Here is a 25885-nt window from a genome sequence, read left to right on the forward strand (position 1 = left end):
CTGGCGGCCGGGTGCCGCCGTCTATCCACGCACGACAAGGATTCTGCCGGTTCATGAGTATTCATTCGCGACACCCACGCTGGCTGCTGGCGACGCTGATCAGCCTGTTCGCCGGCCCGACCCTGGCGGCCACGCCGAGCCTGACGCTCGAACCGTGGGCGCCGACGCTCAAGCTTGAGGCACTGAGTTTTCTGCCCGGAGACCTGCGCCTGGCGATAAGCCCCGCGCAAGGTCTGTTGTTGCTCGATGCCCAAGGCGCCGAGCGCGCCCGGTTGCAAGGTTCGTTCAGCAGCCTGGACAGCCGCGCATCCGCTCGCGGCACGTGGGTCGCCAGCCTCGACACCGCGCGCCAGCAGGCGCTGGTCGTGGGCCTGAATGCCGAGCGGCGGCAATGGGGCACGCCATTGTATTTGCCCACCCGGGACTTCGCCGTGAACGGCCTGTGCCTGTACCGCGACGACGCCGACAACCTGTTTGTTTTTCTCGTCGGTGAGGAGGGCAAGGGCGAGCAATGGTTGGTGGGCAGCGGCGTCACCCTCAACGCTCAAGCCCAGCGCGTGCGCGGCCTGCCATTGCCACCGTCGGCGACGTACTGTCGGGTCGACGACGCTGCGCAGCAACTGCTGGTCAACGAAGAAAACGTCGGCTGGTGGGCCTACCCCGCGCAGGCTGAGGCCGAGGTGATACGCTCGCCGGTGGCCCTGCGCGAACCATTCGGCCAGATCAGTGGCGAGGCCGGCGCGATGGCCGTGCTCCCTGGTGGCATCCTCGGGCTTGACCCGAAAGCCGCACAGTTGCACCTCTATCAACAGCAGGACGAGGGCTGGACGGCGCAGGCGACCTTGCCCTTGGCGGGGTTGAAGGAACCGCAGGATCTCGCTGTGCAGCCAGCCGGCAGCGGTTTGCAGGTGCTGATTCGTGACGATGACGATGGCCGCGTTTACCAAGGCCATCTCGACTGGCAAGCCACGCCGGTGCCGCTGCCGCCGGTGCTGCCCACCGTGACTGCGCAGGCGCAGAGCGCGCCGGTCGCGCGTCAGGGCGATGCGGCGGATGATCCCGCGATTTGGGTGCATCCGCAGCAACCGTCGCTCAGCCGCGTGCTCGGCACTAACAAGAAGCAGGGCCTGCTGGTGTATGACCTGCAAGGCCGGCAAGTACAGGAGTTGCCGGTCGGACGCCTGAACAACGTGGATGTGCGGGCCCACTTCAAACTGGGTACGCAAACGGTGGATCTGGCGGTGGCCAGCCATCGCGATCACAACAGCCTCAGCCTGTTCGCCATCGACCGCCACAGCGGCCAACTGCGCGCCATCGGCGAAGTGCCGACGCCGTTGCAGGACATCTACGGCCTGTGCCTGTTTCAACCGGCCAGCGGCGAAATCTACGCCATCGCCAACGACAAGGATGGCACCTTTCTGCAATACCGGCTTGGCGCCCCCGACGGCAAGGTTCAGGGCGAGTTGGTGCGGCGTTTCAAGGTCGATAGCCAGCCTGAAGGTTGCGTTGCCGACGACCAGCGCCAGCGTCTGTTTATTGGTGAAGAGGACGTCGGTGTCTGGGCCGTGGATGCCCGTGCCGATCAGCCCGCGACCCTGACCAGCGTGATCAAGGTTGGCGGGCCGCTGCACGCTGATGTTGAAGGGCTGGCGCTGTATCAGAGCCAGACGCGCGATTACCTCGTGGTCTCAAGCCAGGGCAATGACAGCTATCTGCTGCTGGACGCCGAGCCGCCCTTTGCTGTGCGCGGGGCGTTCCGGGTCGGCCTCAATGCGTCCGCCGGGATTGACGGAGCGTCGGAAACCGACGGTCTGGAGGCCACCTCGGCCAACCTCGGCGGGCCTTGGAGCCAGGGCTTGCTGGTGGTGCAGGACGGCCGCAAGCGCATGCCCGAGCAAAGTCAGAACTTCAAGTTCGTGCCCTGGGCCGAGGTGACCAAAGCGCTGAAGTTGCCCTGAGCCGTCATCAATCGGTCATCCATTTTTCATCGAATAGCGGTGCGGTTGTTGCCTTGACCGCACCGGCCATTGCCACAAGGAGATTTACCATGCAGGCCACGCTCGAACACATGACGATCTGGGGGCTGATCAGCGATGCCAGTCTCTTGGTCAAAGCCGTGATGCTCACCCTGTTACTGGCCTCGCTGGTCAGCTGGTATCTGATCATCCAGCGCGGCCGCGTGCTGCAACGGCGCGACCGTCAGTTGAGCGCGTTCCTCCAGCGTTTTCGTTCGACCCCGGAATTGTTGCCGCTGTACCGCGAAACGGCGCAGGTCGATGCTGCCGAGGCGGGGATCGAGCCGATTTTCAATGCCGGATTCGCTGAGTTTCGCCACCTCAATCAGCACGCCGGCAATCACGCCGACGCCGTCCAGGAAGGCGTAGAGCGGGCACTGCATGTGGCCATCAGCGAGCAAGAATTGCAGCTGGAAAAAGGTTTGCAGTTCCTCGCCACGGTCGGTTCGGTGAGTCCGTATATCGGTTTGTTCGGCACCGTGTGGGGCATCATGAATTCCTTCCTCGGTTTGTCTCAGGTCCAGCAAGCCACGCTATCAACGGTTGCGCCGGGCATCGCCGAAGCGTTGATTGCCACCGCCATCGGCCTGTTCGCGGCGATCCCGGCGGTCATCGCTTACAACCGGTTTGCGGCGCGCAGCCAGACCCTGCTGACGCGTTACTACGCCTTCGGCAACGAACTGCAAGTGCGCCTGCATCGCCAGTTGCACGGCACGCCAATGAACATTGCCGCTGCGGCGTGAAGGAGAGACAACGATGCTCGTCCGGCCGCAACGCAAGCACGGCCCCAAGGCCGAAATGAACGTGGTGCCTTACATTGACGTGATGCTGGTGCTGTTGGTGATTTTCATGGTGACCGCACCGATGCTGACCCAAGGGGTAAAAGTCGAGTTGCCGAAAATTGCCAGCGAAGCCCTGGCCAGCGACACGCGCCAGCAGATTCTGACGCTGTCGGTAAAAGCCGAGGGTGGTTATTACTGGAACCTGGGCGGCGAGCTGGATACGCAGCACCAGACCGACAGCGCCGTCGCCCTCGATGACATGCGCGCCAAGGTCGAGCAGATTGTCGCGCAACGCCCCGACACCCAAGTGTACATCCGTGCCGACAAGGACGCCGGTTATGGCCGGGTGGTCGCGGCGATGGCGGTGTTGCAGCAGGGCGGGGTGAGCCACCTCGGGCTGGTGACCGAGGCCCCGCAATGACGGCGATGATCATGCACAGTCCTTCTACGATGACCGCGTCCATGCCCCGTCGGAATTTGCGTCAGCACAGTCTCGCCGCCGCGCTGGCGCTGGCCCTGCACGCGGTGGTGCTGGGCTTGCTCATCCACACATGGTCGGCGCCGGCGCCTGAGGGCAAACCGCCGCCCGTGTTGACCACGCAACTGGTGATGGTCGCGCCCGCCGCGCCCGCTCCGGCACCTGAACCCGTTGCCGCGCCTGCGCCGATCGTCGAGCCGGCGGCGGCTGCTGCCGTCGCCCCTGCGAAACCGCTCGCGGCGGCAAAACCTGCGGCACACAAACCGCAAGCCGCGGCACTGGCCCGCAAACGCGTGGAGGAACGCCAGCGCGAGCAACAGGCCGAGCAGCAACGCGAGCAGCAGCAAGCGCAAGAAACCGCCGCTGCGCAGCAACGGCTGGCGCAACAGCAAGCGGCGCAACAAGAGGCACAGCAGCAAGCGCAGCAGGCCGAGCGCACCCGTCAGCAGGCGCTCGCCGACAGCCGTCAATACCTGCCGCTGAGCAAAGAGGCGCCGGAGTATCCCGAGCGTGCACTGGACAAAAATATCGAAGGCGATTGCTCCGTGGAGTACACGGTCAACCCGCAGGGCCGGGTCGAGAACCCCAGGGTCCTCGACGGCTGCCATCCGCTGTTCATCCGGCCATCGCTGGCCGCGGCGCAGACGTTCAAGTATCAGCCGCGGATCATCGACGGCGTCGCGGTGTCCGTGCCGGCGGTGCGCAATACCTTTCACTATCGGATCAAGTGAGCGGTCTGTGATCCGTGCATGCCTGGGGGAAAGCACAGGGTATGATGTCGCGGTTTTCCGCCGGAGTTCGCCCATGCCACGCATCACCCACTACACAACCCCATGCCCCGAAAGCGTCAACAGCCAGATCCTGCAAATGGTCGTCGATTACCTGACCGACATCAGCGCCGTCGGCCTCGGCCCGAGCAATCTGTTGTACAACGTTTATCAGTACGCGGTCGGCTATGAGGTGCATCTGTATCTGGAAGCGTTGAATGGCGAGAAGGGCACCGAGGTGGAGTTGCTGGTTGCCAGCGCTGATGACGACCCGGAACAAGTCATCGGCTTTCTGTTGTACCTGCCGGTGCAGGGCGATTGGGAAGCGTGCAGCGTCGCTTACCTGGCGGTGCGCGACGGGCATCGCCGTCAGGGTGTGGCGCGGGCGATGATCGCCGAGATGGTCGGGCGGTATCCCCATGCGGAACTGGCGTGTAGCGTCGGCAAGGTGCCGTATTTCGAGGCGATGGGTTTCGAGGTGATCGGTCAGCGCGAAACCCAGGTGCTGATGAGCACCCGGCATTACCGCAGCAACGGCCTGCGCGGCTTTATCGACACGACGCCGATCTACCGTTCGCTGGAGGTGCAACAGATTCACACCTACCTGCTGCAGAAAAACGGCAAGCGCGCGATGCTCGATGCGGAAAAACAGCGTGACCGGCACCTGGATCAGACCAGTCGCCACGTTGAAGCATTTGTCCGTCAGCGCCTGACCTTGCACTGATTTGGCTGTAGGCCAGAAGCCCTTGTTGCGAACCGCGCAGCAAGGGCTTTTTTGTGTCTGCAATCTCAACCGAGCTTGACGTTCATGGTGATCCGCGCCGTGAACACTTTCTTGCCTTCGCTATCGTGGATGTCGACGGTAACGATCTTGTCGCCATCGCTGTGCCAATCCACCCCCTCAGCGCTGGCGACGGCGGTCACATCGGTCTTGGCTTTGGCCAGATATTCCACGGTCATGCCTTTGGGGATCCAGCGAGCGCCGTCGGGAATCGACACATCGGTCATCATCCCGCCGGCCAGTTCTGCCGCGTTGCACAGGGCGATCGCATGCACCGTGCCGAGGTGATTGGTGATCTCCTTGCGAAATGGCACGTGCACGGTGGCTGCGTTTGGGCGCAGTTCACTGATCAGCGGATTGATGGTGCTGAAATACGGTGCGAACTGGCAGGCCATTTTGCTGAAAGCATCGGCACCGACGCTGTTGAACATGCTGAGCGACTGACTCATGAGAAAGACCCCTGATTTAGGCTGGTTGGCAGAATGATATTCCGTTACAGAATAATGTTCTGTAACGGAACGGTATTCTGTCTGAGGGAAATCTGTCAACCTAGGCGTGCTTTTCTCACGGGCAATGCCTGCCTTTTTTCCACCTCGTCTTCAGGCCTCAAGCAGCATGGACACCGCCGATTTACTGGAACGCAGCTACCCCGGCCGCCGCGCCGAACTCAAGCGCGATATTTTTCGCAAGGCCCTGAGCCTGTTCAACGAACAGGGGATCGAGGCCACCACCATCGAGATGATTCGCGCCGAATGCGACACCAGCGTCGGCGCGATCTACCACCATTTCGGCAATAAGGAAGGTTTGGTGGCGGCGCTGTTTTTCACCGCGCTGGAGGATCAGGCGCGCCTGCGCGATGCGTATCTGGACGCGGCGAAGACCACCGAAGAAGGCGTGCAGGCGCTGGTTTTCAGCTACGTCGACTGGGTCGAGCAACAGCCGCAGTGGGCGCGTTTTCAGTACCACGCGCGCTTTGCCGTGACAAAAGGGCCGTTCAAGGAGGAGCTGGCCGAGCGCAACAAAACGCGCAATCTGCGTCTGCGCCAATGGCTGGCTGAGTCCGGGCGCGCCGCTGAACTTCAGCAGCTGCCCGCCGAACTGTTGCCATCGCTGATCATCGGCCAGGCAGACAGCTATTGCCGGGCCTGGCTGGCCGGTCGGGTCAAGGGCAGTCCGACCGCCTATCGCGGAATACTCGCGCAAGCGGCATGGCGCTCGATTCGCGCTGAGGCGCCGGCTGGGGACTGATGCGCGCAGACAAAAAAAAGAGCCTCAAAGCTCTTTGATGGGGAGGAAGTAGAGCCCGTGAGGCTCAAGGGGCATGTGCAGCAAGACGTGGGCTTGATTAGGGTTCAGAACACCCGCGTCTACGCAGCGCCGGATCAGTCCAGTCACTGCGTAAGTTCATCCTAGGAGCGCGCGCAGGCCGACTCAAGTACCGCCAGTCGTCCTGAATCACCGCGATTTCCTGTCGATTCGGCTTCGGCTGACAGACCGTCTTCGCGAGCAAGCCCGCTCCCACAGGTTTTTGTGGCTTCAGTGGCTGTTGTGTCTAGCCGCGGCCAATGTAGGAGTGATCCTGCTCGCGAAGGCGGTGGGTCAGGCGGCGGGGATGTTGGCTGTGCTGGCGCCTTCGCGAGCAAGCTCGCTCCCACAGGTTTTTGTGGCTTCAGTGGCTGTTGTGTCTAGCCGCAGCCAATGTAGGAGTGAGCCTGCTCGCGATGGCGGTGTGTCAGGCAGCGGGGATGTTGGCTGTGCTGGCGCCTTCGCGAGCAGGCTCGCTCCCACAGGTTTTGTGGCTTCAGTGGCTGTTGTGTCTAGCCGCGGCCCATGTGGGAGCGAGCTTGCTCGCGAAGGCGGTGTGTCAGGCAGCGGGGATTCTGACTGTACAGGCCCCTTCGAGAGCAGGCTCGCTCCTAGGGATTGCTGGTGCGTCAGGTGGTGCGCTGGAAGACCAAAGCCTTGAGGCCGCTTTGCGGGTCGATATCGGGGAACTCCGGCGGGTTGTCCAGCCGCTGTTCGAAGCGCAGGCTCGGCGCTTCCTGGGTCACGCCATCAATCAGGAAGTCCGGGCCGAACGACGGGTCGTTCATGCAGGCCAACACGGTGCCTTGCGCTGTCAGCAGTTCCGGCAGGCGCCGCAGGACACGCTGGTAATCCTTGGTCAGCAAGAAGCTGCCTTTCTGGAACGACGGCGGATCGATGATCACCAGATCGTACGGCCCGCTGTTGATCACTTTGCCCCAGGACTTGAACAGGTCGTGGCCGAGAAAACTCACTTTGCTCAGGTCGTGGCCGTTCAAGCGATGGTTGTCGCGCCCCCGGCTCAGCGCCGCGCGGGACATATCCAGATTGACCACATGGCTGGCGCCACCCTCGATCGCCGCTACGGAAAAACCGCAGGTGTAGGCAAACAGGTTCAGCACGCGCTTGCCTGCCGCCTGTTCGCGCACCCAGTTGCGCCCAAACCGCATATCCAGAAACAGTCCGGTGTTCTGCTTGCGGCCCAGGTCGACGCGGTACTGCAAGCCGCCCTCGACGATGGTCATTTCGTCGATTTCCTCACCGATCAGCCATTCGGCCGTGCTTTGCGGCAGGTATCGATGCTGGAGCAACAAGGTGTGCGCGCCGCACTGCTGCCATTGCGGCGAAGCGGTCAGTTGCAGCAGCGTTTCCTTCAGACCTTGCAATTGCTCCGGCGCCGGTTCCTTGAACAGCGACACCAGCACCACGCCCTGTAACCAATCCACGGTCAGTTGCTCCAGCCCCGGCCAGCAACGTCCACGGCCGTGAAACAGGCGGCGGGTTTCGCTGGGTGCTGCCGTCAGTGCAGGCAGCAAATGGGCTTGAAGGGTGGCAAGGGCTTGAGGGTTCATCGGTCAGGATCGGCCAGAAAAGGGCCGGCATTTTAACCATAAATGAGCGCTCGGGAGGCTCGTTGCCGCCCGAAAACAACACCTTGTAGAAAACACCTGTATCAAAAATGAATTTATGCAAGGCGCGCTGCTCATACCAGATAAGCAGCGGATTCAAGCCGCTATTCGAAAATGTAATTCGGGGGAGTGCTGTTCATGTGCCCTACACCTACGTCGAGCGCGCACCTTCCTGGCGGATTGATTCTGGTTGTCGAGGACGATCCGTTGATTCTGGAATTTCTCTGCGAAATTCTTCAGGAAGAAGGGTTCAAGGTCGAACCGCAAATCAGCGCCGACGCTGCATCACTGTATCTGGAGCAGCATGCGGCGGACGTCGCGCTGTTGCTGACCGACATCACCATGCCCGGCACCCTCAACGGTGCCGACCTGGCCAATCTGGTCGGCGACCGCTGGCCGGAAAAACCGGTGATGGTCATGTCCGGCTATGAAACGCCGGAAACCTCGGGGGTCAAGCACACGGTCGCGTTCATCAAGAAGCCGTGGGCGATCGGCCAGTTGCTCGATTGCGTCGAGAGCGCGTTCAAAGCCAAGGCACCGCGCCTGCACTGACAATGCTACATTGCCGTGCTCATCTGCCCGGCCATCTGTCAGAGGATTTGCCCCTTTGTCTGCTAACACATCGGTTTTCGAGCGCGCCTTCGGCGCTTTCCTGTTCGACATGGACGGCACCGTCCTCAATTCCATCGCCGCCGCCGAGCGCATCTGGTCAGCCTGGGCCGTGCGCCATGGCGTCGATGTCGAGGCGTTTCTGCCGACCATTCATGGCGCGCGGGCCATCGATACGATCACGCGCCTGAACCTGGCGGGCGTGAATACGCAGGAGCAAGCGGCGTTTATCACCGCGGCGGAAATCGACGATGTCGAAGGCATTGTCGAGATTCCCGGCGCAGCGGCATTTCTCAACCGCTTGCCGCAAGACCGTTGGGCCATGGTGACCTCGGCGCCACGGGACCTGGCCCTGCGGCGAATGGCGGCAGCGGGAATTGCCGAACCGGCGGTGATGATCACGGCTGAAGACGTACAGGCCGGCAAGCCTGATCCTGCGGGTTATTTGCTCGCTGCGAAACGGCTTGGCGTCGAGCCTGCGGACTGCCTGATTTTCGAAGACGCCGCTGTCGGCATCCAGGCAGCGGAAGCGGCGGGGGCGGCGCTGATGATCATCACCACTACTCATCAACACCCGATTGAAACGGCGCACGCGACGCTGGCCAGTTACGACGCGCTGCGTGTCGATGTGGACAGCAATGGTCGATTACGCCTGCAAAAAAACTGACATCAGATTTTGTGGCGAATGTCCGTTCGCCTTCGCGAGCAAGCTCGCTCCCACAGGTTTTTGCGCTGTTCATACCGTTAAAATCCGACTATCTGAATGCTTCGAGAGAGAGGTTTTTATGCCAACAGCATCCGCAACCATCGACATCCCGGCCTCGGCCGAACAGGTCTGGCAATTGATCGGCGGCTTCAACACGCTGCCGGATTGGCTGCCGTTCATTGCCAGCAGCGAGCTGAGCGAAGGCGGGCGTGTCCGCACCCTGCGCACTGCGGACGGTGCCGTGGTAATCGAGCGTCTGCAAAGCTTCGATAACGCCGCGAAGACTTACACCTATTCAATCGAACAGGCACCGTTCCCGGCGAGTGATTATCTGGCAACGATCAAGGTCGAGGCCCAAGGGCAGGGCGCCCGGGTCATCTGGTCGGGAAGCTTTAACGCCGTCGGCGTGAGCGATGACGAAGTGGTGGCATTGTTCACTGGCATCTACCAAGGCGGCCTCGACGCCCTGCGGGCGAATTACCCAACCTGAGAACACCACAATCCCACTGTAGGAGTGAGCCTGCTCGCGATTGCGGTGTGTCAGTCAACATAGGTATCGACTGGGACGACGCTATCGCGAGCAGGCTCACTCCTACAGGGGTTGCGTTTCAAGTGGGGATCAGGAGTTTTCAATCAAGCTCTGCCGACAATCGAGCAGCAGTTTCGCCCCGCCCAGATCGCTGCTGCCGACTTCAAGGCTGAAACCGTGCAAGCTGACAATCGCCGCGACAATCGACAGGCCGAGGCCAAAGCCACTGTGTGGTTGTCCGCCTTCGGTGCGATAGAAACGCTGGAACACCGCTTCACGTTCAGCCTCGGGAATCCCCGGGCCTGAATCGTGAACCTCGATGCGCGTTCGCCCGTCCGCGTTGACCCCACGCAACATCACCGTTCCACCGGGCGGGGTGAACTTGATCGAGTTGCTCAACAGGTTCGCCAGCGCCTCGAACAGCAACGCGCGGTCGCCATTGAGGGGCGGCAGCGTTTCCGGCATGTTCAGCTGGAAACGCAAATCGCCTTCCTCGGCCAGCGGCAGGTAAAACGCGTGTAACTCCTCGAGTAATTGCACCGGGTCGAGTTCGATAAAACCTGAGCGGCGCTGACGATCCTCCAATTCGGAAATCCGCAGCAGACCGCGAAAGCGCGCCATCAGCGTATCCGCTTCAGCCAGCACCAGATCCAGTTGCGCCGCCTCCTGCGTGCCTTCGCCGGCCTGTTGCTGCATGCGGTACAACTGCGCGCGCAAGCGGGTCAGCGGTGTGCGCAGGTCATGGGCGATGTTGTCGCACACGCCTTTGACTTCGTTCATCAAGCGCTCGATGCGTTCAAGCATGGCGTTGACGATGGCGGCAAGCATGTCCAGCTCATCGCGGCGATTGGACAGCGGCAGACGCTGGGCCAGATCCCCGGCGACGATGGCCTGGGCACGGTCCTGAATCGCGCGGATCCGTTGCAGCGGGCGCCGCCGCAGCAGATGCCAGCCGGCGATCCCCGGCAGAATCGTCAGCGACACCCCCCAGAGCAACGCGTGCAGAATGATCCGTGTTACCGCAAACAGCGAGCCGTTGTCGCGCAGCAGCACCAGCCAGCGACCGTCGCGAGTCTGGGTGGCCACGGCATCGCAGCTGTCGCTGGGCAGGGTCGGGTCGTCGGAGTCGGCGCACTCGGCGAGCATGTGGATCTTGCCGTCCAGCGGCAGACCTTCGGGGATTTGCTGGAGCGCACCGCCGAGGTACACACCGTTGGCGTCGAACAGGCCGTAGGCGTCGATGCCGCGAATGTCGAAGGTCATGCTCGCGGCGAGGGCGTCTTCAAGCTGTTCGCCGCGAAAGTGCGAAAACAGATGCTGACGCTGCATCAGCGAGTGTTTGGCGAGCTTGTCGAGGTAGCCGGACACCTCGTAATACATGACCCCCATGAGGATCGCGCTCCAGGCCACGAATAGTGAACTGTACAGCGCCAGCAAGCGACTGCTGGAGGAGCGCCAGCCGTCAGACGGGTTCGGCAATGACATAGCCCGAGCCCCGTACCGTGCGGATCAGCGGCACGTGGCCGGCGGCGTCGATCTTCTTGCGCAAACGGCCGATGTGCACATCGATGAGGTTGGTGCCCGGGTCGAAGTGGTAGCCCCAGACTTCCTCGAAAATCATCATCCGCGAAAGGATCTGGCCGCTGTTGCGCATCAGGAATTCCAGCAGCTTGTATTCGGTCGGCAACAGCGTCAGCACCTGCTCGGCACGCCGGGCTTCGTGGCTGATCAAGTCCAGTTCCAGGTCAGCGACTGTCAACGTGGTGGCCTGAGTGGCAACGCTGTTCTGCCTGCGCAGCAATACTTCGACCCGCGCCGCCATCTCATCGGTGGCGAACGGCTTGGTCAGGTAATCATCGCCACCGGCGCGCAAACCACGCACGCGCTCATCAACATCGGACAGCGCACTGATCATTAGAATCGGCGTCGCTACGCCCATGGTGCGCAAAGTGGTGACAATGGCCAGGCCATCCAGCTCGGGCAACATGCGGTCCAGGGTGATCAAGTCGTAGTTGCCGCTGACGGCGCGGTCGAGGCCTTCGCGGCCATTGTCGACCCAGTCGACGTCCAGCCCGTGGCTGCTCAGTTCGGCAACGATTTCCCGCGCGGTCACGGCGTCGTCTTCGATGGTCAAGATTCGAGTCATAGGCAGGCCTGCTGATCGGGTTAAACGCAATGGCAGCATTTTGCCAAGAATTTGCCGTGACGCTTTAAATTAACTTTCATGTTGTAGCTGCCATTCGCCGGGACAAGCGTCCTAATGACGGGAAGATTGATATCATCTGGCCATAAAGTCCAACAGGAGTGGCGCTGTGATTATATTGATTAGCCGGGGCTGGAGGACGATAGTTCTGCTTTTGCTGGTGTTCAGCAGCAGTCTCGCTCTGTCTGCCAACACGCCTTGTTCCGGCAAGAAAGGCGGAATTGACCGTTGCGACGGCGATCTGTTCCTGTGCAATGACGGCTCGATCAGCGGTTCGAAGAAGAGCTGCGCGGCGATGTTCGGCGAACGCCAGTCGGTACGCCCGCAGAACTTCCTGCAGAGCGACGATGGTTGCGCCTGCGGTACCGGCTCGTTTTGCACAGGACCGCGTGGCGGCGTGTATTGCCTGACGCCCGGCGGAAGCAAGAGCTACAAGCGAAAATGATCGACTCAGCCAATGCATAAAACCCGCTGTTATTCAGCGGGTGTTGCAATTTGCAACGTCTCAACAAATTCGTCTTTTATAACTTATTGAAAACCAAGTATTTATTTGTTCGCTGCAACTGGCACGGTCACTGCACTTGCTCACATGACGAGTTGTAACACCATTTTTCATGCCTGGAGCAGTACAACAATGAATAGATCCCCTGATGACTATTATCCTGCCTTGGAAGAGTCGAGCAGTGTGTCCGGCGTGTCCTGGGGCGCGATCTTCGCCGGTGCCGCGGCTGCCGCTGCGCTGTCGATGATCCTCGTGCTGCTCGGTTTCGGCCTGGGCTTTTCGGCTGTATCACCGTGGGCCGGAGAGGGCGTCAGCGCCAAGGGCCTGGGCATTTCGACGATTGTCTGGCTGGCGGTAACGCAGATCATTGCTTCCGGCATGGGCGGCTATATAGCCGGTCGGCTGCGGGTGAAATGGGCCAACATGCACGGTGATGAAGTCTACTTTCGCGACACCGCGCACGGTTTCCTGGCTTGGTGCGTAGCCACTTTGGTCACCGCTGTTCTGGTGGTCGGCTCGGTCAGCAGCGTCGTCAGCGGCGGTGTGCAGGCCGGTGCCAATGCCGTTGGCGGCGCTGCCGGGGCGATGAGTCAGGCGGCCGGTTCTGCCGCCGCCAACACTGACAGCGATCAGTACGGCTACTTCGTCGACAGTCTGTTTCGTGATGACCGTCCGGCGGCCGTCAGCGATGACGCGGCGCGTGGCACCGTGACCCGCATTTTCGCCCAGAGCCTGGCCAACGGTCAGCTCAGCCCTGAGGACCGTACCTACCTCGCACAGCTCGTATCGCAACGCACCAACCTGACCCAGGCCGATGCCGAACGCCGTGTTGATGAAATTTATGCCAACACACAGAAAGCCATCGCCGACGCCAAACTGAAAGCCCAGCAAGCCGCCGACAGCGCCGCGAAAGTCGCTGCCTACACCTCGCTGTGGATGTTCGTCGCGCTGCTCGCCGGTGCGTTCTTCGCCAGCCTCGCAGCCACCTTCGGCGGCCGTCGTCGCGATGCGGTCGAGTACGTCGAAGTCGACACCTACACCACGACCACTGCGGTCCGTTAAAAGGAGAGTCACCATGCGCTCATTACTGCTGTTCTTTCTCGGCGTACCGATTCCGATCATCATCCTGATCGCCCTGTTCGTGCACTGATCCCTCTGAGGCAGGATGCCTCTGCCGCTTTCACCTTCGGGTGGAAGCGGCTTTTTGCTTTCTGGGGCTGCCACTGCAGGTGCGGTGAATTACTCGGTAGGCACAACGTTATCCAGCGCCTTGTTCACGGCCAACTCGCCCAGCATGACCACTTGCGCAATGCCCAACAGAGTATTGCGCCGTGAGCCTTCGAGCCTTGCGGCAAAATCACCGAGCATCACCGTGGCGGAGGCCAGGGATTCGCACGCGTTGACCAGCAGGGATTCGGTGTCGGCTTGCGGGTTGACCCTAAACAGGGTGTTGGGGCTATAGGGCGTGGCGTTGATGTCCGCCGCCGGGTTGGGAGGTGTCTGTGACATCAGCTGAAACTCCGATGAGAGCCGCTTGAGCGTCCGGGTATGAGAATGCCGCGCCGCCGCCATGGCGCGCGTGTTGGCAATGAGGGAGCGTGCCCCCTCATGCCTCAGTGGCGGCTAGTTCGACACACGTCGGCTGTCGAGCACGCGATTGACCACCAGCTCACTCAGCATGATCACCTGTTGCAACATCAGCATTGATCGGCGCTGTGCCGGGTCGATGGCAGTGCTTATCTCGCGGGCCATGTCGTTGGCCGCGGCCAGCGATTCACACGCTTCGACGAGCAATGTCTCCTCGTCCACCGTAGGATCGACGAGAAAGATCCGCCCGGGCTGGCGGGACGCAATCGTGGTCTTCGACGTTTTTGGGGGCAGATAAAAGTTAATGGCGCGAGCGGCGGCCTCTTTTATTCGTTGTGGCTCCAGCGTCGGGTCGTACGGGATCGAATCGTCTTCTGGCGGGTTTGGCGTTACTTTGAACATAGTTGACTCTCTACCTTGAAGGAATGAAGAGCCGTCACTATCGCTACCAAACGAAGGGTGGCGGCCACACGCGGGTTGGTAGACCGGTCAAGATAGTTAACCCCGGCGCTCACGAATGAGCCCCACGCATGGTCACCATATAGAGCTGCGCCTGAAAATAGAGGCCGCTTAGGGGACGCCATACAACTATCAAGAAACGGGCTACCAAACCCGATCACTGTTTTGCAGTGACAGGGCAACGATATATCCCGCCTCATAGCTGTGTAAGCCGGCGGATTCTGATGCACCCGTAGGCAGCGACGCAAGGTGTTGTAGGGTTGATGCAGTAACAGCGCGTGTGATTTAAACAACGTCGGTAAATTGCGTTTAGTCACTGCGCAACGCTCAGGCATCCCTGAGCCTTTTGCTTTCGGCGACTCAACAAAGCGACAATCCGCACCCGAAGTGCACCTCGGCTTCACCCCCATTTATTCATTAAGGAAGAACACGTTGGACAAGAAGGAAATCAAACGTCAGGTCGGCGAAATGCTCGATGCCGGCCGCTCGAAAACCGAGACGTTCAAAGCGTTCTCCGGCGGTGCGCTGAAAGACAAGGCGCTGGCGTACCTGATTGGCTCACGCCCCGATCCGGCTCTGCTTGAGCGTCACGCCGGCAAGATCAAAATCCTTCTGGGGCTGATCTATGTTCAGGCGCTGATCGGTCTGGTGGGCGGCTATCTTCTCGGGCTGACCATCAGCACCGGATTCGCCATCGGCCTCGGGCTGTTGGCTGGCGGCGTGCCGTTGCTGTTCGCCTGGGGTTTTTATCGCAACGCGGCGCACGCTTACACCGTGTACGTGGTGCTTTCGATCAGCCAGGTGCCGCGCCTGTTCAAGGGATACGGCGATGACCCGACCGGAACGGTGGTCGGCGTGGCAATCACCCTGGCGATGATCTTCTACGTCGCGTGGCTGAAAAACCTGTTGTTTCCCGACCTCGGTTTTTTCGGCGCGAAGAAGATCAAAGGCCAGTTCGTTTTCTCCAACTGATCGTTGAACCTGCCACCCGTTTCACTGGCCTGGATCAATATTTCTTCTGGCGATATCGCCTAACGTAAATGATCCAGGCCTTTGCTGAGGTATGAGCTACAGTGCTTTGACGCGCACCCTGTTGCGCTGACGGAGTACCGCAGCCGCCCCATGGAAAGCATTAAAAACGGGGCGCACGGTGTAGTGCAGCAAGGAGCTGGCGCAAAACTCCCCTGAAATTTTCACGGACGAACATCGCAATGAACTGCCTAGAAAGACCCTTCGATATCCAGCCCTTGGTGCAGGCGGACATGACTGTCCACATCAACGGCCAAGCGGTCAGCGCCGCCCTCGGCGAAACCGTGCTCACTGTCATCCAGTCACTCGGCGTGCGGCAGATCGCCCGCAACGACCACAATCAAATCAGCGGCGCCTATTGCGGCATGGGCGTGTGCCAGTGCTGCCTGGTAAAAATCAACGGTCGGCACAAGCGCCGCGCCTGTCAGACCGTGGTGCGCGACGGCATGCAGATTGAAACCCAGGTCAACCGCGTTGTCGGTCAGGAGGTCGTATGAGCCTGCAACCGGTGATTGTCGGCGGCGGGCCGGCGGGGATGGCGGCGGCCATCGAACTGGCGCGCCACGGCGTGCGCTGCACCCTGCTTGAAGAGGCTTCGCGCCTGGGCGGCGTGGTCTATCGCGGGCCGCTGCGTGACGGCGTGCAACTGGATTATCTGGGGCCGCGCTATTCAGAGGTTTTGGGAAAACTGCATGGCGAATTCCATGAACACGCCGCGCTGATCGACGTACGCCTCAACCACCGCGTGGTCGGCGCTGAAGGTACCCAGGCGCTGGTGGTGCTGGACGACGAGGAGCAATTGCAGCGAATCGAATACCCACAGTTGCTGCTCGCGGCCGGTTGCCACGAACGTAGTGTGCCGTTCCCCGGTTGGACGCTGCCGGGCGTCATTCTGCTCGGCGGTCTGCAACTGCAAATCAAAAGTGGCGTGGTCAAACCGCAAGGGCCGGTGATCATTGCCGGCACAGGACCGTTGCTGCCGCTTGTGGCGACCCAGTTGCATGCATCCGGTGTGTCTGTGGCGGGTGTCTACGAGGCCTGCGCTTTCGGCAAAATTGCCCGTGAAAGCCTGGCGCTGCTGAACAAGCCGCAATTATTTCTCGACGGCTTGAGCATGCTCGCGTACCTCAAATTACACGGTATCCCGATGAGCTATGGTTGGGGCGTGGTGGAAGCCCATGGCGAGGGCGAACTGAGAAGCGTCAGCGTCGCCCCGTATTCGGCGACCTGGGAGCCGGACCTGTCGCGGGTCGAACGCTTCGAAGCGCAGACCCTGGCCGTCGGTTACGGCTTCATTCCGCGCACCCAACTGAGTCAGCAGATGGGCCTCGACCACGGTTTCAGTGACGACGGCTACCTGCGCGCCCACGCAAATATCTGGCAGCAAAGCAATGCACCCCATGTGCACCTGGCCGGCGACATGGGCGGGATTCGCGGCGGTGAAGCAGCGATGCTGGCCGGCAGGATCGCCGCGACTTCAATGCTGCTGCAACGCGGCGTGCTTGAAGAAGACTTGGCCCGCGTGCGCCGCGACCGTTACCTGAGCAAACTTAAAGCCATCGTGCGTTTCCGTGCTGCGGTGGATCGCTACACCGAACGCGGCGCCGGCCAGACGGCTTTGCCGGCGGCCGACACGGTGATTTGCCGCTGCGAACACGCGACCCGCGCCGACATCGATCGGGCGCTGGAGCAGGGCGTGCAAGACATCGCCAGCTTGAAAATGCGCACCCGCGTCAGCATGGGCGATTGTCAGGGGCGCATGTGCGTCGGCTATTGCACTGATCGTCTGCGCCAGGCCACAGGCCGCCAGGATGTCGGCTGGCTGCGCCCGCGCTTTCCGATTGATCCGGTGCCTTTTTCCGCGTTCCAGTCCCTCGGCACGGAGGCCGCTGCCCATGAGTAAGTTCTACGATGTGGTCATTGCCGGTGGCGGCGTGATCGGCGCGTCCTGCGCCTACCAATTGTCCAAACGCAAAGACCTCAAGGTTGCATTGATCGACGCCAAGCGCCCCGGCAATGCGACCCGCGCTTCGGCCGGCGGTTTGTGGGCGATTGGCGAGTCGGTCGGCCTCGGTTGCGGGGTCATTTTTTTCCGCATGATGTCGGCCAACCGCAAGCGCGAAACCCAGGGCGCGGCGGTGGCGGTGGACGCCAGCACGCCGCACATTCTGCCGGAATCGTTTTTCGACTTTGCCTTGCAGTCCAACGCGCTTTACCCGGCGCTGCACCGCGAATTGAAAGACAACCACGGCATGGACTTCAAGTTTGAAAAGACCGGACTGAAGTTCGTGATTTATGACGATGAAGACCGGCTCTATGCCGAGCACATCGTCGGCTGCATTCCGCATTTGGCCGACCAGGTGCGCTGGCTTGATCAGGCTGCGCTGCGCGAGGCGGAACCGAGCGTCAGCCATGAAGCACGCGGAGCGCTGGAGTTTCTTTGCGATCATCAGGTCAGCCCGTTTCGTCTGGCCGACGCCTACATGGAAGGCGCGCGGCAGAACGGCGTCGACATTTTCGTCAACACCAACGTCACCGGCGTGCTGCATCACGGCACACGCGTCACTGGCGTACAGACGGCCGAGGCGGGCGTGTTCCACTGCAAGACGCTGATTAACGCCGCCGGCGCCTGGGCGGCGGATTTGAGCGAGTGGGCCACGGGGATTCGCATCCCGGTGAAACCGGTGAAAGGGCAGATTCTACTGACCGAGCGCATGCCGAAAATCCTCAACGGCTGCCTGACCACCAGCGACTGCTACGTCGCGCAGAAGGACAACGGCGAAATCCTCATCGGCAGCACCACCGAGGACAAAGGCTTCGACGTCACCACCACTTACCCGGAAATCGCCGGGCTGGTGCAGGGCGCGGTGCGCTGCTTGCCGGAGCTTGCCGACGTCAACCTGAAACGCACCTGGGCAGGGCTGCGCCCGGGCTCGCCGGATGAATTGCCGATCCTCGGCCCGATGCGCGGGGTGGAGGGTTATCTGAATGCTTGCGGGCACTTTCGCACCGGCATTCTGACTTCGGCGATTACCGGTGTGTTGTTGGACAAGTTGGTGAATGACGAGCCGCTGCCGCTGGACATCACACCGTTTCTGGCGGATCGGTTTGCAGTTGCGGCGGTCGAGCCTACGCCCGCGCTGGAACTGGCCTGACTTCAGCAAGATTGATGTTGACTGTGCCGGCCTCTTCGCGGGCAAGCCCGCTCCCACAGGGTTTTTATGTCGTACGCCAAAGTCGGTTCGACTCGACCACTGTGGGAGCGGGCTTGCCCGCGAAGGCAATCTGTCAGTTATTGAAGTGTTACTGACACGACGCTTTCGAGAGCAGGCTCGCTCCCATAGGTTTTTATGTCGTACACCAAAATCGGTTCGACTCGACCACTGTGGGAGCGGGCTTGCCCGCGAAGGCAATCTGTCAGTTGTTGAAGTGGTAGCTGACACGACGCTTTCGCGAGCAAGCCCGCTCCCACAGGATTTTATGTCGCACGCCAAAGTCGGTTCGACTCAACCACTGTGGGAGCGGGCTTGCCCGCGAAGGCAATCTGTCAGTCATTGAAGTGTTAGCTGACACGACGCTTTCGCGAGCAAGGCCGCTCCCACAGGATTTTATGTCGCACGCCAAAGTCGGTTCGACTCAACCACTGTGGGAGCGGGCTTGCCCGCGAAGGCAATCTGTCAGTTATTGAAGTGTTAGCTGACACGACGCTTTCGCGAGCAGGCTCGCTCCCACAGGGTTTTATGTCGTACACGAAAATGGGTTCGACTCGACCACTGTGGGAGCGGGCTTGCCCGCGAAGGCAATCTGTCAGTTATTGAAGTGTTACTGACACGACGCTTTCGCGAGCAGGCTCGCTCCCACATGTGGATCTGTGCAAGGCAGGATCAGCTGTTGCGCGCTTGCTCTTCGAGCTGATCCGACTCAAACAGTTTGGCCAGTTCCGCCCGCGCTTCCTGGGCGGTCTGCAGGACTTTGGCGGCGTCGTCGTAAACGGCGTGTTGCGCCTCCAGCACCTGTTCGTCGTGATGCTTGAAACGCTTGATCCGCGCATCCGCCTGGGCTTGGGTGAGACCAAGGCCAACCAATGTACGCCGGCTCATTTCCAGGCTGGAGTAATAGGTTTCGCGAATCGCCTCCGCACCGACGTCAACCAAGCGATGCACGTGCTGACGGTTACGCGCACGGGCGATGATTTTCATGTGCGGATAGAGTTTGTGCACCACTTCGGCGGTCTTGATGTTGGTTTCCGGATCGTCCGTGGCGATCACAAAATACTCTGCCTCGCCGGCCTTCGCCGCGTGGAGGATTTCCGGGCGCATCGGGTCGCCGTAGAACACCGGCACGCCGCCGAAGCTGCGCGACAGTTCGATGGTTTCCACCGAGGTGTCCAGCGCGACGAATTTGATGTTCTGCGCGCGCAGGATCCGCGCCACGATCTGGCCCATCCGGCCCATGCCGGCGATCACCACGCGTGGCGCGTCGGTGTCGATCTGGCGGAACTGCTCCGGCACTTCCACCGGCTGCACTTTCGGGCTGACCAGACGCGCGCAGACCAACAGCAGCAGCGGCGTCACTGCCATCGACAAGGTGATGGTCAACACCAGCAAGTCATACAGACGCGGCTCGAACAAGCCCTGATCGCGACCGATCTTGAACACCACAAAGGCAAACTCACCACCGGCCGCGAGGACGATACCGAGGCGAATCGCACTGACTTTATTCAAACCACCGGCCAGACGCCCGACGACAAACAGCAGCGGCAATTTCAGGCCGATCAGCAACAGGGTCAGGCCCAACACGGTGATCGGCGCGCTGAGCAACAGGCTGAGATTGGCGCCCATGCCGACGCTGATGAAAAACAGCCCGAGCAGCAGGCCTTTGAACGGTTCGATCTGCGCTTCCAGCTCATGGCGATATTCCGAATCCGCCAGCAGCAGCCCGGCGAGAAACGCCCCCAGCGCCATGGATACACCGACCAGGTCCATCAACCACGCCGTGCCAATCACCACCAGCAACGCCGTGGCGGTGGACACCTCCGGCAGACCGGTTTTCGCCACCACGCGGAACACCGGGCGCAGCAAATAACGACCGCCGATCACCACCACCGCAATACCGCCGAGCACCTGCAAACTGTGACGGATATCGTCGGCGGTGCTGGTGTGATGGTCGACGCCGGCGAGCATCGGCACCAAGGCGATCAACGGGATCGCGGCAATGTCCTGGAACAGCAGAATGGCAAACGCCAGGCGCCCGTGGGGGCTGGTCAGTTCCTTGCGCTCGGCAAGGCTTTGCAGGCCAAACGCCGTGGAGGACAGCGCCAGACCCAGGCCCAGCACAATCGCGCTGTTCAACGGTTGGCCAAACACCGACAAGGCCAGCACGCCGATCACCGACGCGGTCAGCAGCACCTGCGCCAGCCCGACGCCGAACACCGATTTGCGCATCACCCATAAGCGTCGCGGCGACAATTCCAGGCCGATGATAAACAGCAGCAGCACCACGCCCAGTTCGGAAATATGCGCAACGCTCTGCGGGTTGCCGATCAGGCCCAGCACCGATGGGCCGATGATCACCCCGGCGAACAAATAACCGAGCACTGCGCCCAGTTGCAGGCGTTTGGCCAAAGGCACGGTGAGCACCGCCGCGAACAGAAACACGACAGCGGCTTGCAACAGATTGCCTTCATGGGGCATGGAAAGACTCCTGACTACGGGTACGGCGGGGGGCGACAAGGATAAGGGTTGATCCAATTTCAGATCCAGTGAGATTCCCTGTAGGAGTGAGCCTGCTCGCGATAGCGGTATATCAGTCGACATGATCGGTGACTGACACACCGCTATCGCGAGCAGGCTCACTCCTACAGGGGATTTTCGGTGTTGCTGTAATAATTTGCATCAATTGGTTACATTTATAACCCCTGCGAATCAATCCACGGAAGCGTCATGGCCATTAACTTCGACCTCAACGACCTGCAAGCCTTTCGCGCCGTGGTCGAGCAGGGCAGTTTCCGCAAGGCCGCCGACACCGTACGCCTGTCGCAACCGGCGCTGAGCCGACGCATCGAAAAGCTTGAAGACGCCCTCGGCGTGAAACTGTTCGAGCGCACCACGCGCAAGGTCAGCCTGACCCAGGCCGGGCGCGGCTTCATGCCAAGCGTCGAGCGGTTGCTGGACGATCTCGACATTGCCTTGCTCGGCATCAGCGAAGTCGCCTCGACGCGATTGGGCCACGTCACCGTCGCCTGTGTGCCCTCGGCGGCGTACTACTTCATGCCGCGGGTGGTAGCGCGTTATCACCAGCAGTTTCCGCGAATCAAAGTCAAAGTCCTCGATTCCAGCGCTCACGATGTGCTGAGCGCGGTAGTCAATGGCGAGGCGGATTTCGGTCTGAGTTTTCTCGGCACGCAGGATGCCAAAGTCGAGTTCGAACCGCTTGTGCAGGAGTGCTACGTTGTCGCCTGCCGTCGCGATCATCCGCTGGCAGGGCGCAGCAGTGTGACGTGGGACGAGTTTTATCAGCAGGACTACATCGCGCTGGACAAAACCTCGGGCAATCGCTTTCTGCTTGATCAGGCCTTGGGCGGGGTGGTGCCGCAGCGTCAGAGCATCTGTGAGACGCGGCATGTGACGACCATGATCGGCCTGGTGGAGGCGGGGTTGGGCGTGGCGGCGGTGCCGCTGATGGCGATGCCCGGGCCGGATCATCCGATCCTGACGCGGGTGCCGCTGACCGCGCCGCAGGTGATGCGCAGCGTCGGCATTATCAAGCGCCGGGATCGCACGCTGACCCCGGCGGCGTTGGAACTGGAGCGGCTGGTCGTGGAAATGCGCGTGCAGCCGCCATCGATCAACGCTTGACCGAGTCCAGCCCGGTGGCTTGCACGTCAGCTTGAGCGGCCGGTGCGGCAAGATAAGCGAGCAGGGCCTTGGCTTCTTCTGGATGTTGGGCCTTGACCAGGATGCCAGCGGCGAAACGCGTCACCGACTGCACCGATTCCGGGATCTTCGCGACGAAACTCACACCCGGCACCGGCAACAATTCGCTGACCTGCTGAAAGCCCAGTTGATAGTCGCCCGTGGCAACCACCGAGCCCACCGGAATCTTCGCAATCATTTTCGCCTTCGGTTTCAACTGATCTTCGATGCCGAGTTTCTTGAACAATTGCTGCTCGATGTACACGCCGCTGGCGCTGTCGGAGTAGGCCACCGACTGCGCGTCGAGCAGGGTTTTCTTCAGGCCGTCCACACTGCTGATGTCCGGTTTCGGCGCGCCTTCACGCACCACCATGCCGATCCGCGAATCGGCCAGCTCGACGCGAGACGCCGGGTCGACCTTGCCCTGTTTGATCAGCTCATCAAGGGCGTAGCCGACCATGATCACCACGTCCGCATGCTCACCCCGCGCCAGGCGATTGGGGATCGCTTCCGGTGCCTTGCCCATCGACGGGCCAAGGCTGGTGGTCAGGGTGTTGCCGGTGGCTGCGGCGAATTTCGGGCCGAGGATTTTATAGGCAGCGGTGAAGCCGCCGGAGGTCATCACGCTCAGTTCTTCGGCCTGGGCCGCGAGGTTAAACGCAAGGCCGGCGAGCAGGGCGGTGACCGTAAATAGCTTTTTCATGGCGAGTTTTCCTCAGGCCGCGACAGGTTGCAGACGACCACCGGCACGGCGGTACAGATAAAGCGTGGCGCACAGGGCGCACAACGCACCGATGCTCATCCAGTAACCCGGCGCGGCTTTGTCGCCGGTGTACTGGATCAGGAAGGTCGACATCGCCGGGGTGAAGCCGCCGAAAATCGCCGTGGCCAGGCTGTAGGCCAGCGAGAAACCGGCGACGCGCACTTCCACTGGCATGATTTCAGTCAGCGCTGGAATCATCGCGCCGTTGTACAGGCCGTAAATAAACGACAGCCACAACAGCGACAGCAGCATGTGGGTGAAACTCGGCGCCTGCACCAGGAACGACAGCGCCGGATAAGTCGTGGCCAGCGCCAGTAATGACATGGCGATCAGCACCGGGCGACGGCCGATGCGGTCGGACAACGCGCCGCCAATCGGCAGCCAGAAGAAGTTCGAAACGCCGACCAGCAGCGTCACCAGCAGGGCATCGGAAGTGCTCAGGTGCAGCACGGTTTTGCCGAAGGTCGGCGCGTACACGGTAATCAAATAGAACGCTGTGGTGGTCAGCGCAACCATCAACATGCCGCCGAGCACCACGCCCCAGTTCTGGCCCAAGGTGCGGAATACTTCGCGCATGCTCGGGCGATGTTTGCGCGCGGTGAATTCTTCGGTTTCCGCCAGATTTCGGCGCAGGAAAAAAATGAACGGGACGATCATGCAGCCGACGAAAAACGGAATCCGCCAGCCCCAATCGGCCACCGCTTGCGGTTCCATCCACTGATTCAGACCGTAGCCCAGCGCGGCAGCCACGATGATCGCCACTTGCTGACTGGCCGACTGCCAGGCCGTGAAGAAGCCTTTGCGGCCCGGCGTGGCGATCTCGGCCAGGTACACCGATACACCACCGAGTTCCGCACCGGCCGAGAAGCCCTGCAACAGGCGTCCGATCAATACCAGCGCCGGAGCGAACAGGCCGATGGTTTCGTATCCGGGCACCAGCACAATCAATATCGTGCCGCTGGCCATGATCGACAGGGTGACGATCAGACCTTTGCGCCGACCGACATCATCGATGTACGCACCGAGCACGATGGCGCCCAGCGGCCGCATCAAAAAGCCCGCGCCGAACACGGCAAAGGTCATCATCAGGGAAGCGAACTCACTGCTCGCCGGGAAGAACACCGCCGCGATCTGCGTGGCGTAGAAGCCGAACAGAAAGAAGTCGAACTGTTCGAGGAAGTTGCCCGAGGTCACCCGGAAAATGGCACCGGCCCGCGAGCCGCTCTGTGGGATTGAGGCTGTCATAGAAAAGTACTCCACCGCTTTTATGACGTGCGCTACGGAGAGGCGGCGCACGGTTTTTATTGAGGTGGATGGTGGCGTAGATGTAACAATCTGTTAATTGCATTATTGGCATGGATTGATGCGTGGGGCGGATCAATGGCTTCAGGGCTTGGCGCATATGTGGGAGCGAGCCTGCACGCGAAGGCGTCGCATCAGGCGGTGATTTGTTCTGGCGGACGGGGTACATATCCGTTTCTGCGGTCAGGGCGGCTTAGGGTTCCGCCCTTACGGCGGGTCACTTTTTCCAGACGCCCGGAATGCCGGCCCAGAAAAAAGTAACCAAAAAGGCTTGCTCCTGCGTTCGGCCCTCGCGGGCTCGGGTTCCTTCGCTCCGGGATTGATCCGGGCGCAGCGTTTCCGGTTTGCTTCGCTGCACCTCCTTGCGCTGTGTTCGACTTCGTCGAACGGTCGCTGCGCTCCCACGCCCGGATCAATCCCTCCACTCAGCCTTCCGACGTCGCCCGTGGATCAAGATCAAAAGCAGTACTCGAGCTTGCGCTCATTGTTGAGTGGGGCGGCTTTGCCGCGGGCAACTGCGCTGCTTTGCTTTTATGTGGGAGCGAGCCTGCTCGCGAAGGCGGCCCGACAGCCGACCTGTTCTCGCTGATGTACTCGATTCAAACTGTAGGAGTGAGCCTGCTCGCGATGGCGGTGGGTCAGGCGGCAGTGACATCGGCTGGTCGGACGCTATCGCGAGCAGGCTCACTCCTACAGGGACCGGAGTTCAGGTCAAAAATTGTGGTGTAACACAATCCGTGTGGGAATTGGCTTGCCAGCGATGGCGGTCTGATGGACAAAGCTCTCTAACGTCCATCTCCGGCAAAAAACAAGGAATGTTTCCCGCGCCGCGCAGTCGGAGTTCAGGTACTACCTATCTGAAAGAGGTTCACCGATGAACAGCAAAACCCTCATTGCCAGCCTGGCCCTTGTCGCCGGCATCGCCGGGATCACGCCCATTGTTCAAGCGGCGCAAACCTCCAGCGACCCCTCCGTGCAATCGCCGACCAGCGACCGTCAGCTGAAGGTCAACGACCGCGCGCCGGAGATGTATCAGCGCGAAGACAAGGCTCTGAAGAACTGGAAAGCCAAAGGTCTGAAAGCACCGATCGAGCAGGCGCAGTGGGTGCAGATCAATGACAAGTACGTGATGGTGATGATCACCAATGGCACGATTGTCGAGATGCAGCCGGTCGAGCGATAGGCCGAAATGCCGGGGGGGCGTCTACAACAGCTCCCCCTTGTCCCAGAGATGCACCAGCTCCCCCGGCGCCTGATCCTCCGGCACCTTCAGCACCATTTCTCCGGACTGATAGCGCACCTCAATCTGATAGAAGCGTTGATCGCCACGGCCGGATTCGCGGGTGTCCAGCGGCAAACAACCCTCCAGCACCGAGCAAATCCTTGAGCGCTGACTGATGTCGCATTGCGCGAATTCGATTTCGCGTGGACGGCTCAGGCTGTGGATTGCTGCAACGCCACCCTGGCGAGATACTCGCAAAACGGAATCGTCGCCTAACTCGGGTAGCGTTTTCATACAGCCTCCT

The 25885-nt window shown here is 61.1% G+C and carries 26 protein-coding genes and 1 pseudogene; 17 read left to right on the plus strand and 10 right to left on the minus strand.

Annotated elements, in window-relative coordinates:
- Positions 1 to 53 precede the first annotated feature (53 nt).
- The 5 genes from HU739_RS01745 to HU739_RS01765 all read left to right on the plus strand — a co-directional run bounded on the left by HU739_RS01745 (position 54) and on the right by HU739_RS01765 (position 4766).
- Positions 54 to 1958, plus strand: a complete 1905-nt coding sequence (locus HU739_RS01745) for a phytase (RefSeq protein ID WP_186552501.1) — start codon at positions 54 to 56, stop codon at positions 1956 to 1958.
- 89 nt (positions 1959 to 2047) lie between these two features.
- Positions 2048 to 2758 (plus strand): protein TolQ, encoded by a 711-nt coding sequence (gene tolQ, locus HU739_RS01750; protein ID WP_186552502.1) that lies wholly within the window; start codon positions 2048 to 2050, stop codon positions 2756 to 2758.
- Positions 2759 to 2771: 13 nt separating this feature from the next.
- On the plus strand, positions 2772 to 3218 hold the full coding sequence (gene tolR, locus HU739_RS01755) for a protein TolR (RefSeq protein WP_186552503.1): 447 nt from the start codon (positions 2772 to 2774) through the stop codon (positions 3216 to 3218).
- Positions 3215 to 4006: an energy transducer TonB gene (locus tag HU739_RS01760; protein WP_186552504.1), complete on the plus strand. Its 792-nt coding sequence runs from the start codon at positions 3215 to 3217 to the stop codon at positions 4004 to 4006. The genes tolR and HU739_RS01760 overlap by 4 nt, the downstream gene beginning before the upstream one ends.
- A 73-nt stretch (positions 4007 to 4079) precedes the next feature.
- The gene (locus tag HU739_RS01765; RefSeq protein WP_186552505.1) at positions 4080 to 4766 is read left to right on the plus strand and encodes a GNAT family N-acetyltransferase; all 687 of its coding nucleotides are present in this window, start codon (positions 4080 to 4082) and stop codon (positions 4764 to 4766) included.
- A 65-nt stretch (positions 4767 to 4831) separates the two neighbouring features.
- On the opposite strand, the gene HU739_RS01770 is transcribed toward HU739_RS01765, so the two are convergent.
- The gene (locus HU739_RS01770; RefSeq protein WP_186552506.1) at positions 4832 to 5272 is read right to left on the minus strand and encodes a hotdog fold domain-containing protein; all 441 of its coding nucleotides are present in this window, start codon (positions 5270 to 5272) and stop codon (positions 4832 to 4834) included.
- Between the two features lie 166 nt (positions 5273 to 5438).
- Here HU739_RS01770 and HU739_RS01775 point away from each other — a divergent pair, with 166 nt between their 5' ends.
- Positions 5439 to 6071: a TetR/AcrR family transcriptional regulator gene (locus tag HU739_RS01775; protein WP_186552507.1), complete on the plus strand. Its 633-nt coding sequence runs from the start codon at positions 5439 to 5441 to the stop codon at positions 6069 to 6071.
- A 686-nt stretch (positions 6072 to 6757) separates the two neighbouring features.
- Here HU739_RS01775 and HU739_RS01780 read toward each other — a convergent pair.
- Positions 6758 to 7699: a class I SAM-dependent methyltransferase gene (locus HU739_RS01780; protein ID WP_186552508.1), complete on the minus strand. Its 942-nt coding sequence runs from the start codon at positions 7697 to 7699 to the stop codon at positions 6758 to 6760.
- A 195-nt stretch (positions 7700 to 7894) separates the two neighbouring features.
- Here HU739_RS01780 and HU739_RS01785 point away from each other — a divergent pair, with 195 nt between their 5' ends.
- From HU739_RS01785 to HU739_RS01795, 3 genes are all read left to right on the plus strand, one after another.
- Positions 7895 to 8308 carry a response regulator gene (locus tag HU739_RS01785; RefSeq protein WP_186552509.1) on the plus strand — a complete coding sequence of 138 codons (414 nt, stop codon included), beginning with the start codon at positions 7895 to 7897 and terminating at the stop codon, positions 8306 to 8308.
- 55 nt (positions 8309 to 8363) lie between these two features.
- On the plus strand, positions 8364 to 9032 hold the full coding sequence (locus tag HU739_RS01790; protein ID WP_186552510.1) for an HAD-IA family hydrolase: 669 nt from the start codon (positions 8364 to 8366) through the stop codon (positions 9030 to 9032).
- A gap of 118 nt (positions 9033 to 9150) precedes the next feature.
- Positions 9151 to 9561, plus strand: a complete 411-nt coding sequence (locus HU739_RS01795) for an SRPBCC family protein (protein WP_186552511.1) — start codon at positions 9151 to 9153, stop codon at positions 9559 to 9561.
- Between the two features lie 129 nt (positions 9562 to 9690).
- Here HU739_RS01795 and HU739_RS01800 read toward each other — a convergent pair whose 3' ends face one another.
- Positions 9691 to 11085, minus strand: a complete 1395-nt coding sequence (locus tag HU739_RS01800) for a sensor histidine kinase (RefSeq protein WP_186552590.1) — start codon at positions 11083 to 11085, stop codon at positions 9691 to 9693.
- Entirely contained in the window at positions 11063 to 11746 is a 684-nt protein-coding gene (locus HU739_RS01805) for a response regulator transcription factor (protein ID WP_186552591.1), read from the minus strand. Before HU739_RS01805 ends, HU739_RS01800 begins: the two co-directional genes overlap by 23 nt.
- Before the next feature lie 166 nt (positions 11747 to 11912).
- Here HU739_RS01805 and HU739_RS01810 point away from each other — a divergent pair, with 166 nt between their 5' ends.
- Positions 11913 to 12248 (plus strand): YdcA family protein, encoded by a 336-nt coding sequence (locus HU739_RS01810; RefSeq protein WP_407681942.1) that lies wholly within the window; start codon positions 11913 to 11915, stop codon positions 12246 to 12248.
- A gap of 189 nt (positions 12249 to 12437) precedes the next feature.
- The gene (locus HU739_RS01815) at positions 12438 to 13367 is read left to right on the plus strand and encodes a hypothetical protein (protein WP_186552592.1); all 930 of its coding nucleotides are present in this window, start codon (positions 12438 to 12440) and stop codon (positions 13365 to 13367) included.
- 177 nt (positions 13368 to 13544) lie between these two features.
- On the opposite strand, the pseudogene HU739_RS01820 reads toward HU739_RS01815, so the two are convergent.
- Together HU739_RS01820 and HU739_RS01825 are read right to left on the minus strand one after the other, a co-directional pair.
- Positions 13545 to 13787 (minus strand): annotated as a pseudogene (locus tag HU739_RS01820) (DUF6124 family protein); the annotation flags it as partial.
- A gap of 141 nt (positions 13788 to 13928) precedes the next feature.
- Positions 13929 to 14294 (minus strand): DUF6124 family protein, encoded by a 366-nt coding sequence (locus HU739_RS01825; RefSeq protein ID WP_186552594.1) that lies wholly within the window; start codon positions 14292 to 14294, stop codon positions 13929 to 13931.
- A 489-nt stretch (positions 14295 to 14783) separates the two neighbouring features.
- Between HU739_RS01825 and HU739_RS01830 the strand changes: the two genes are divergently transcribed.
- From HU739_RS01830 to hcnC, 4 genes are all read left to right on the plus strand, one after another.
- Entirely contained in the window at positions 14784 to 15323 is a 540-nt protein-coding gene (locus tag HU739_RS01830) for a hypothetical protein (protein ID WP_186552595.1), read from the plus strand.
- A gap of 239 nt (positions 15324 to 15562) precedes the next feature.
- Positions 15563 to 15877: a (2Fe-2S)-binding protein gene (locus tag HU739_RS01835; protein WP_186552596.1), complete on the plus strand. Its 315-nt coding sequence runs from the start codon at positions 15563 to 15565 to the stop codon at positions 15875 to 15877.
- Positions 15874 to 17283 carry a cyanide-forming glycine dehydrogenase subunit HcnB gene (hcnB, locus tag HU739_RS01840; protein ID WP_186552597.1) on the plus strand — a complete coding sequence of 470 codons (1410 nt, stop codon included), beginning with the start codon at positions 15874 to 15876 and terminating at the stop codon, positions 17281 to 17283. The genes HU739_RS01835 and hcnB overlap by 4 nt, the downstream gene beginning before the upstream one ends.
- Entirely contained in the window at positions 17276 to 18535 is a 1260-nt protein-coding gene (gene hcnC / locus HU739_RS01845) for a cyanide-forming glycine dehydrogenase subunit HcnC (RefSeq protein WP_186552598.1), read from the plus strand. The genes hcnB and hcnC overlap by 8 nt, the downstream gene beginning before the upstream one ends.
- 729 nt (positions 18536 to 19264) lie before the next feature.
- Here the strand turns inward: hcnC and HU739_RS01850 are convergent.
- Entirely contained in the window at positions 19265 to 21073 is a 1809-nt protein-coding gene (locus tag HU739_RS01850; RefSeq protein ID WP_186551838.1) for a monovalent cation:proton antiporter-2 (CPA2) family protein, read from the minus strand.
- Between the two features lie 249 nt (positions 21074 to 21322).
- On the opposite strand from HU739_RS01850, the gene HU739_RS01855 reads away from it, so the two are divergent.
- On the plus strand, positions 21323 to 22237 hold the full coding sequence (locus HU739_RS01855) for a LysR family transcriptional regulator (protein ID WP_186551839.1): 915 nt from the start codon (positions 21323 to 21325) through the stop codon (positions 22235 to 22237).
- Here the strand turns inward: HU739_RS01855 and HU739_RS01860 are convergent.
- Positions 22227 to 22997, minus strand: a complete 771-nt coding sequence (locus HU739_RS01860) for a substrate-binding domain-containing protein (protein WP_186551840.1) — start codon at positions 22995 to 22997, stop codon at positions 22227 to 22229. The genes HU739_RS01855 and HU739_RS01860 overlap by 11 nt on opposite strands.
- A 12-nt stretch (positions 22998 to 23009) precedes the next feature.
- A complete protein-coding gene (tcuC, locus tag HU739_RS01865; RefSeq protein WP_186551841.1) occupies positions 23010 to 24302 on the minus strand; it encodes an MFS transporter in 1293 nt (430 codons plus the stop codon).
- 931 nt (positions 24303 to 25233) lie between these two features.
- Between tcuC and HU739_RS01870 the strand changes: the two genes are divergently transcribed.
- Entirely contained in the window at positions 25234 to 25542 is a 309-nt protein-coding gene (locus tag HU739_RS01870; protein ID WP_186551842.1) for an RcnB family protein, read from the plus strand.
- A gap of 21 nt (positions 25543 to 25563) precedes the next feature.
- Here the strand turns inward: HU739_RS01870 and HU739_RS01875 are convergent, their stop codons facing one another.
- Entirely contained in the window at positions 25564 to 25875 is a 312-nt protein-coding gene (locus HU739_RS01875) for a protealysin inhibitor emfourin (protein ID WP_186551843.1), read from the minus strand.
- Between the last annotated feature and the right edge of the window lie 10 nt (positions 25876 to 25885).

The organism is Pseudomonas hamedanensis (assembly GCF_014268595.2).
Classification (GTDB): domain Bacteria; phylum Pseudomonadota; class Gammaproteobacteria; order Pseudomonadales; family Pseudomonadaceae; genus Aquipseudomonas; species Aquipseudomonas hamedanensis.

Excerpts from the sequence above, each read along its gene's own strand:
- hcnC (WP_186552598.1), top strand. The coding sequence starts at position 17,276 with ATGAGTAAGTTCTACGATGTGGTCATTGCCGGTGGCGGCGTGATCGGC.
- HU739_RS01770 (WP_186552506.1), bottom strand. The coding sequence starts at position 5,272 with ATGAGTCAGTCGCTCAGCATGTTCAACAGCGTCGGTGCCGATGCTTTC.
- tcuC (WP_186551841.1), bottom strand. The coding sequence starts at position 24,302 with ATGACAGCCTCAATCCCACAGAGCGGCTCGCGGGCCGGTGCCATTTTC.
- HU739_RS01815 (WP_186552592.1), top strand. The coding sequence starts at position 12,438 with ATGAATAGATCCCCTGATGACTATTATCCTGCCTTGGAAGAGTCGAGC.
- HU739_RS01850 (WP_186551838.1), bottom strand. The coding sequence starts at position 21,073 with ATGCCCCATGAAGGCAATCTGTTGCAAGCCGCTGTCGTGTTTCTGTTC.
- HU739_RS01765 (WP_186552505.1), top strand. The coding sequence starts at position 4,080 with ATGCCACGCATCACCCACTACACAACCCCATGCCCCGAAAGCGTCAAC.
- HU739_RS01860 (WP_186551840.1), bottom strand. The coding sequence starts at position 22,997 with ATGAAAAAGCTATTTACGGTCACCGCCCTGCTCGCCGGCCTTGCGTTT.
- tolQ (WP_186552502.1), top strand. The coding sequence starts at position 2,048 with ATGCAGGCCACGCTCGAACACATGACGATCTGGGGGCTGATCAGCGAT.
- HU739_RS01855 (WP_186551839.1), top strand. The coding sequence starts at position 21,323 with ATGGCCATTAACTTCGACCTCAACGACCTGCAAGCCTTTCGCGCCGTG.
- HU739_RS01875 (WP_186551843.1), bottom strand. The coding sequence starts at position 25,875 with ATGAAAACGCTACCCGAGTTAGGCGACGATTCCGTTTTGCGAGTATCT.
- HU739_RS01835 (WP_186552596.1), top strand. The coding sequence starts at position 15,563 with ATGAACTGCCTAGAAAGACCCTTCGATATCCAGCCCTTGGTGCAGGCG.
- HU739_RS01800 (WP_186552590.1), bottom strand. The coding sequence starts at position 11,085 with ATGTCATTGCCGAACCCGTCTGACGGCTGGCGCTCCTCCAGCAGTCGC.
- HU739_RS01795 (WP_186552511.1), top strand. The coding sequence starts at position 9,151 with ATGCCAACAGCATCCGCAACCATCGACATCCCGGCCTCGGCCGAACAG.
- HU739_RS01785 (WP_186552509.1), top strand. The coding sequence starts at position 7,895 with ATGTGCCCTACACCTACGTCGAGCGCGCACCTTCCTGGCGGATTGATT.
- HU739_RS01825 (WP_186552594.1), bottom strand. The coding sequence starts at position 14,294 with ATGTTCAAAGTAACGCCAAACCCGCCAGAAGACGATTCGATCCCGTAC.
- tolR (WP_186552503.1), top strand. The coding sequence starts at position 2,772 with ATGCTCGTCCGGCCGCAACGCAAGCACGGCCCCAAGGCCGAAATGAAC.
- HU739_RS01775 (WP_186552507.1), top strand. The coding sequence starts at position 5,439 with ATGGACACCGCCGATTTACTGGAACGCAGCTACCCCGGCCGCCGCGCC.
- hcnB (WP_186552597.1), top strand. The coding sequence starts at position 15,874 with ATGAGCCTGCAACCGGTGATTGTCGGCGGCGGGCCGGCGGGGATGGCG.
- HU739_RS01760 (WP_186552504.1), top strand. The coding sequence starts at position 3,215 with ATGACGGCGATGATCATGCACAGTCCTTCTACGATGACCGCGTCCATG.
- HU739_RS01870 (WP_186551842.1), top strand. The coding sequence starts at position 25,234 with ATGAACAGCAAAACCCTCATTGCCAGCCTGGCCCTTGTCGCCGGCATC.
- HU739_RS01745 (WP_186552501.1), top strand. The coding sequence starts at position 54 with ATGAGTATTCATTCGCGACACCCACGCTGGCTGCTGGCGACGCTGATC.
- HU739_RS01805 (WP_186552591.1), bottom strand. The coding sequence starts at position 11,746 with ATGACTCGAATCTTGACCATCGAAGACGACGCCGTGACCGCGCGGGAA.
- HU739_RS01780 (WP_186552508.1), bottom strand. The coding sequence starts at position 7,699 with ATGAACCCTCAAGCCCTTGCCACCCTTCAAGCCCATTTGCTGCCTGCA.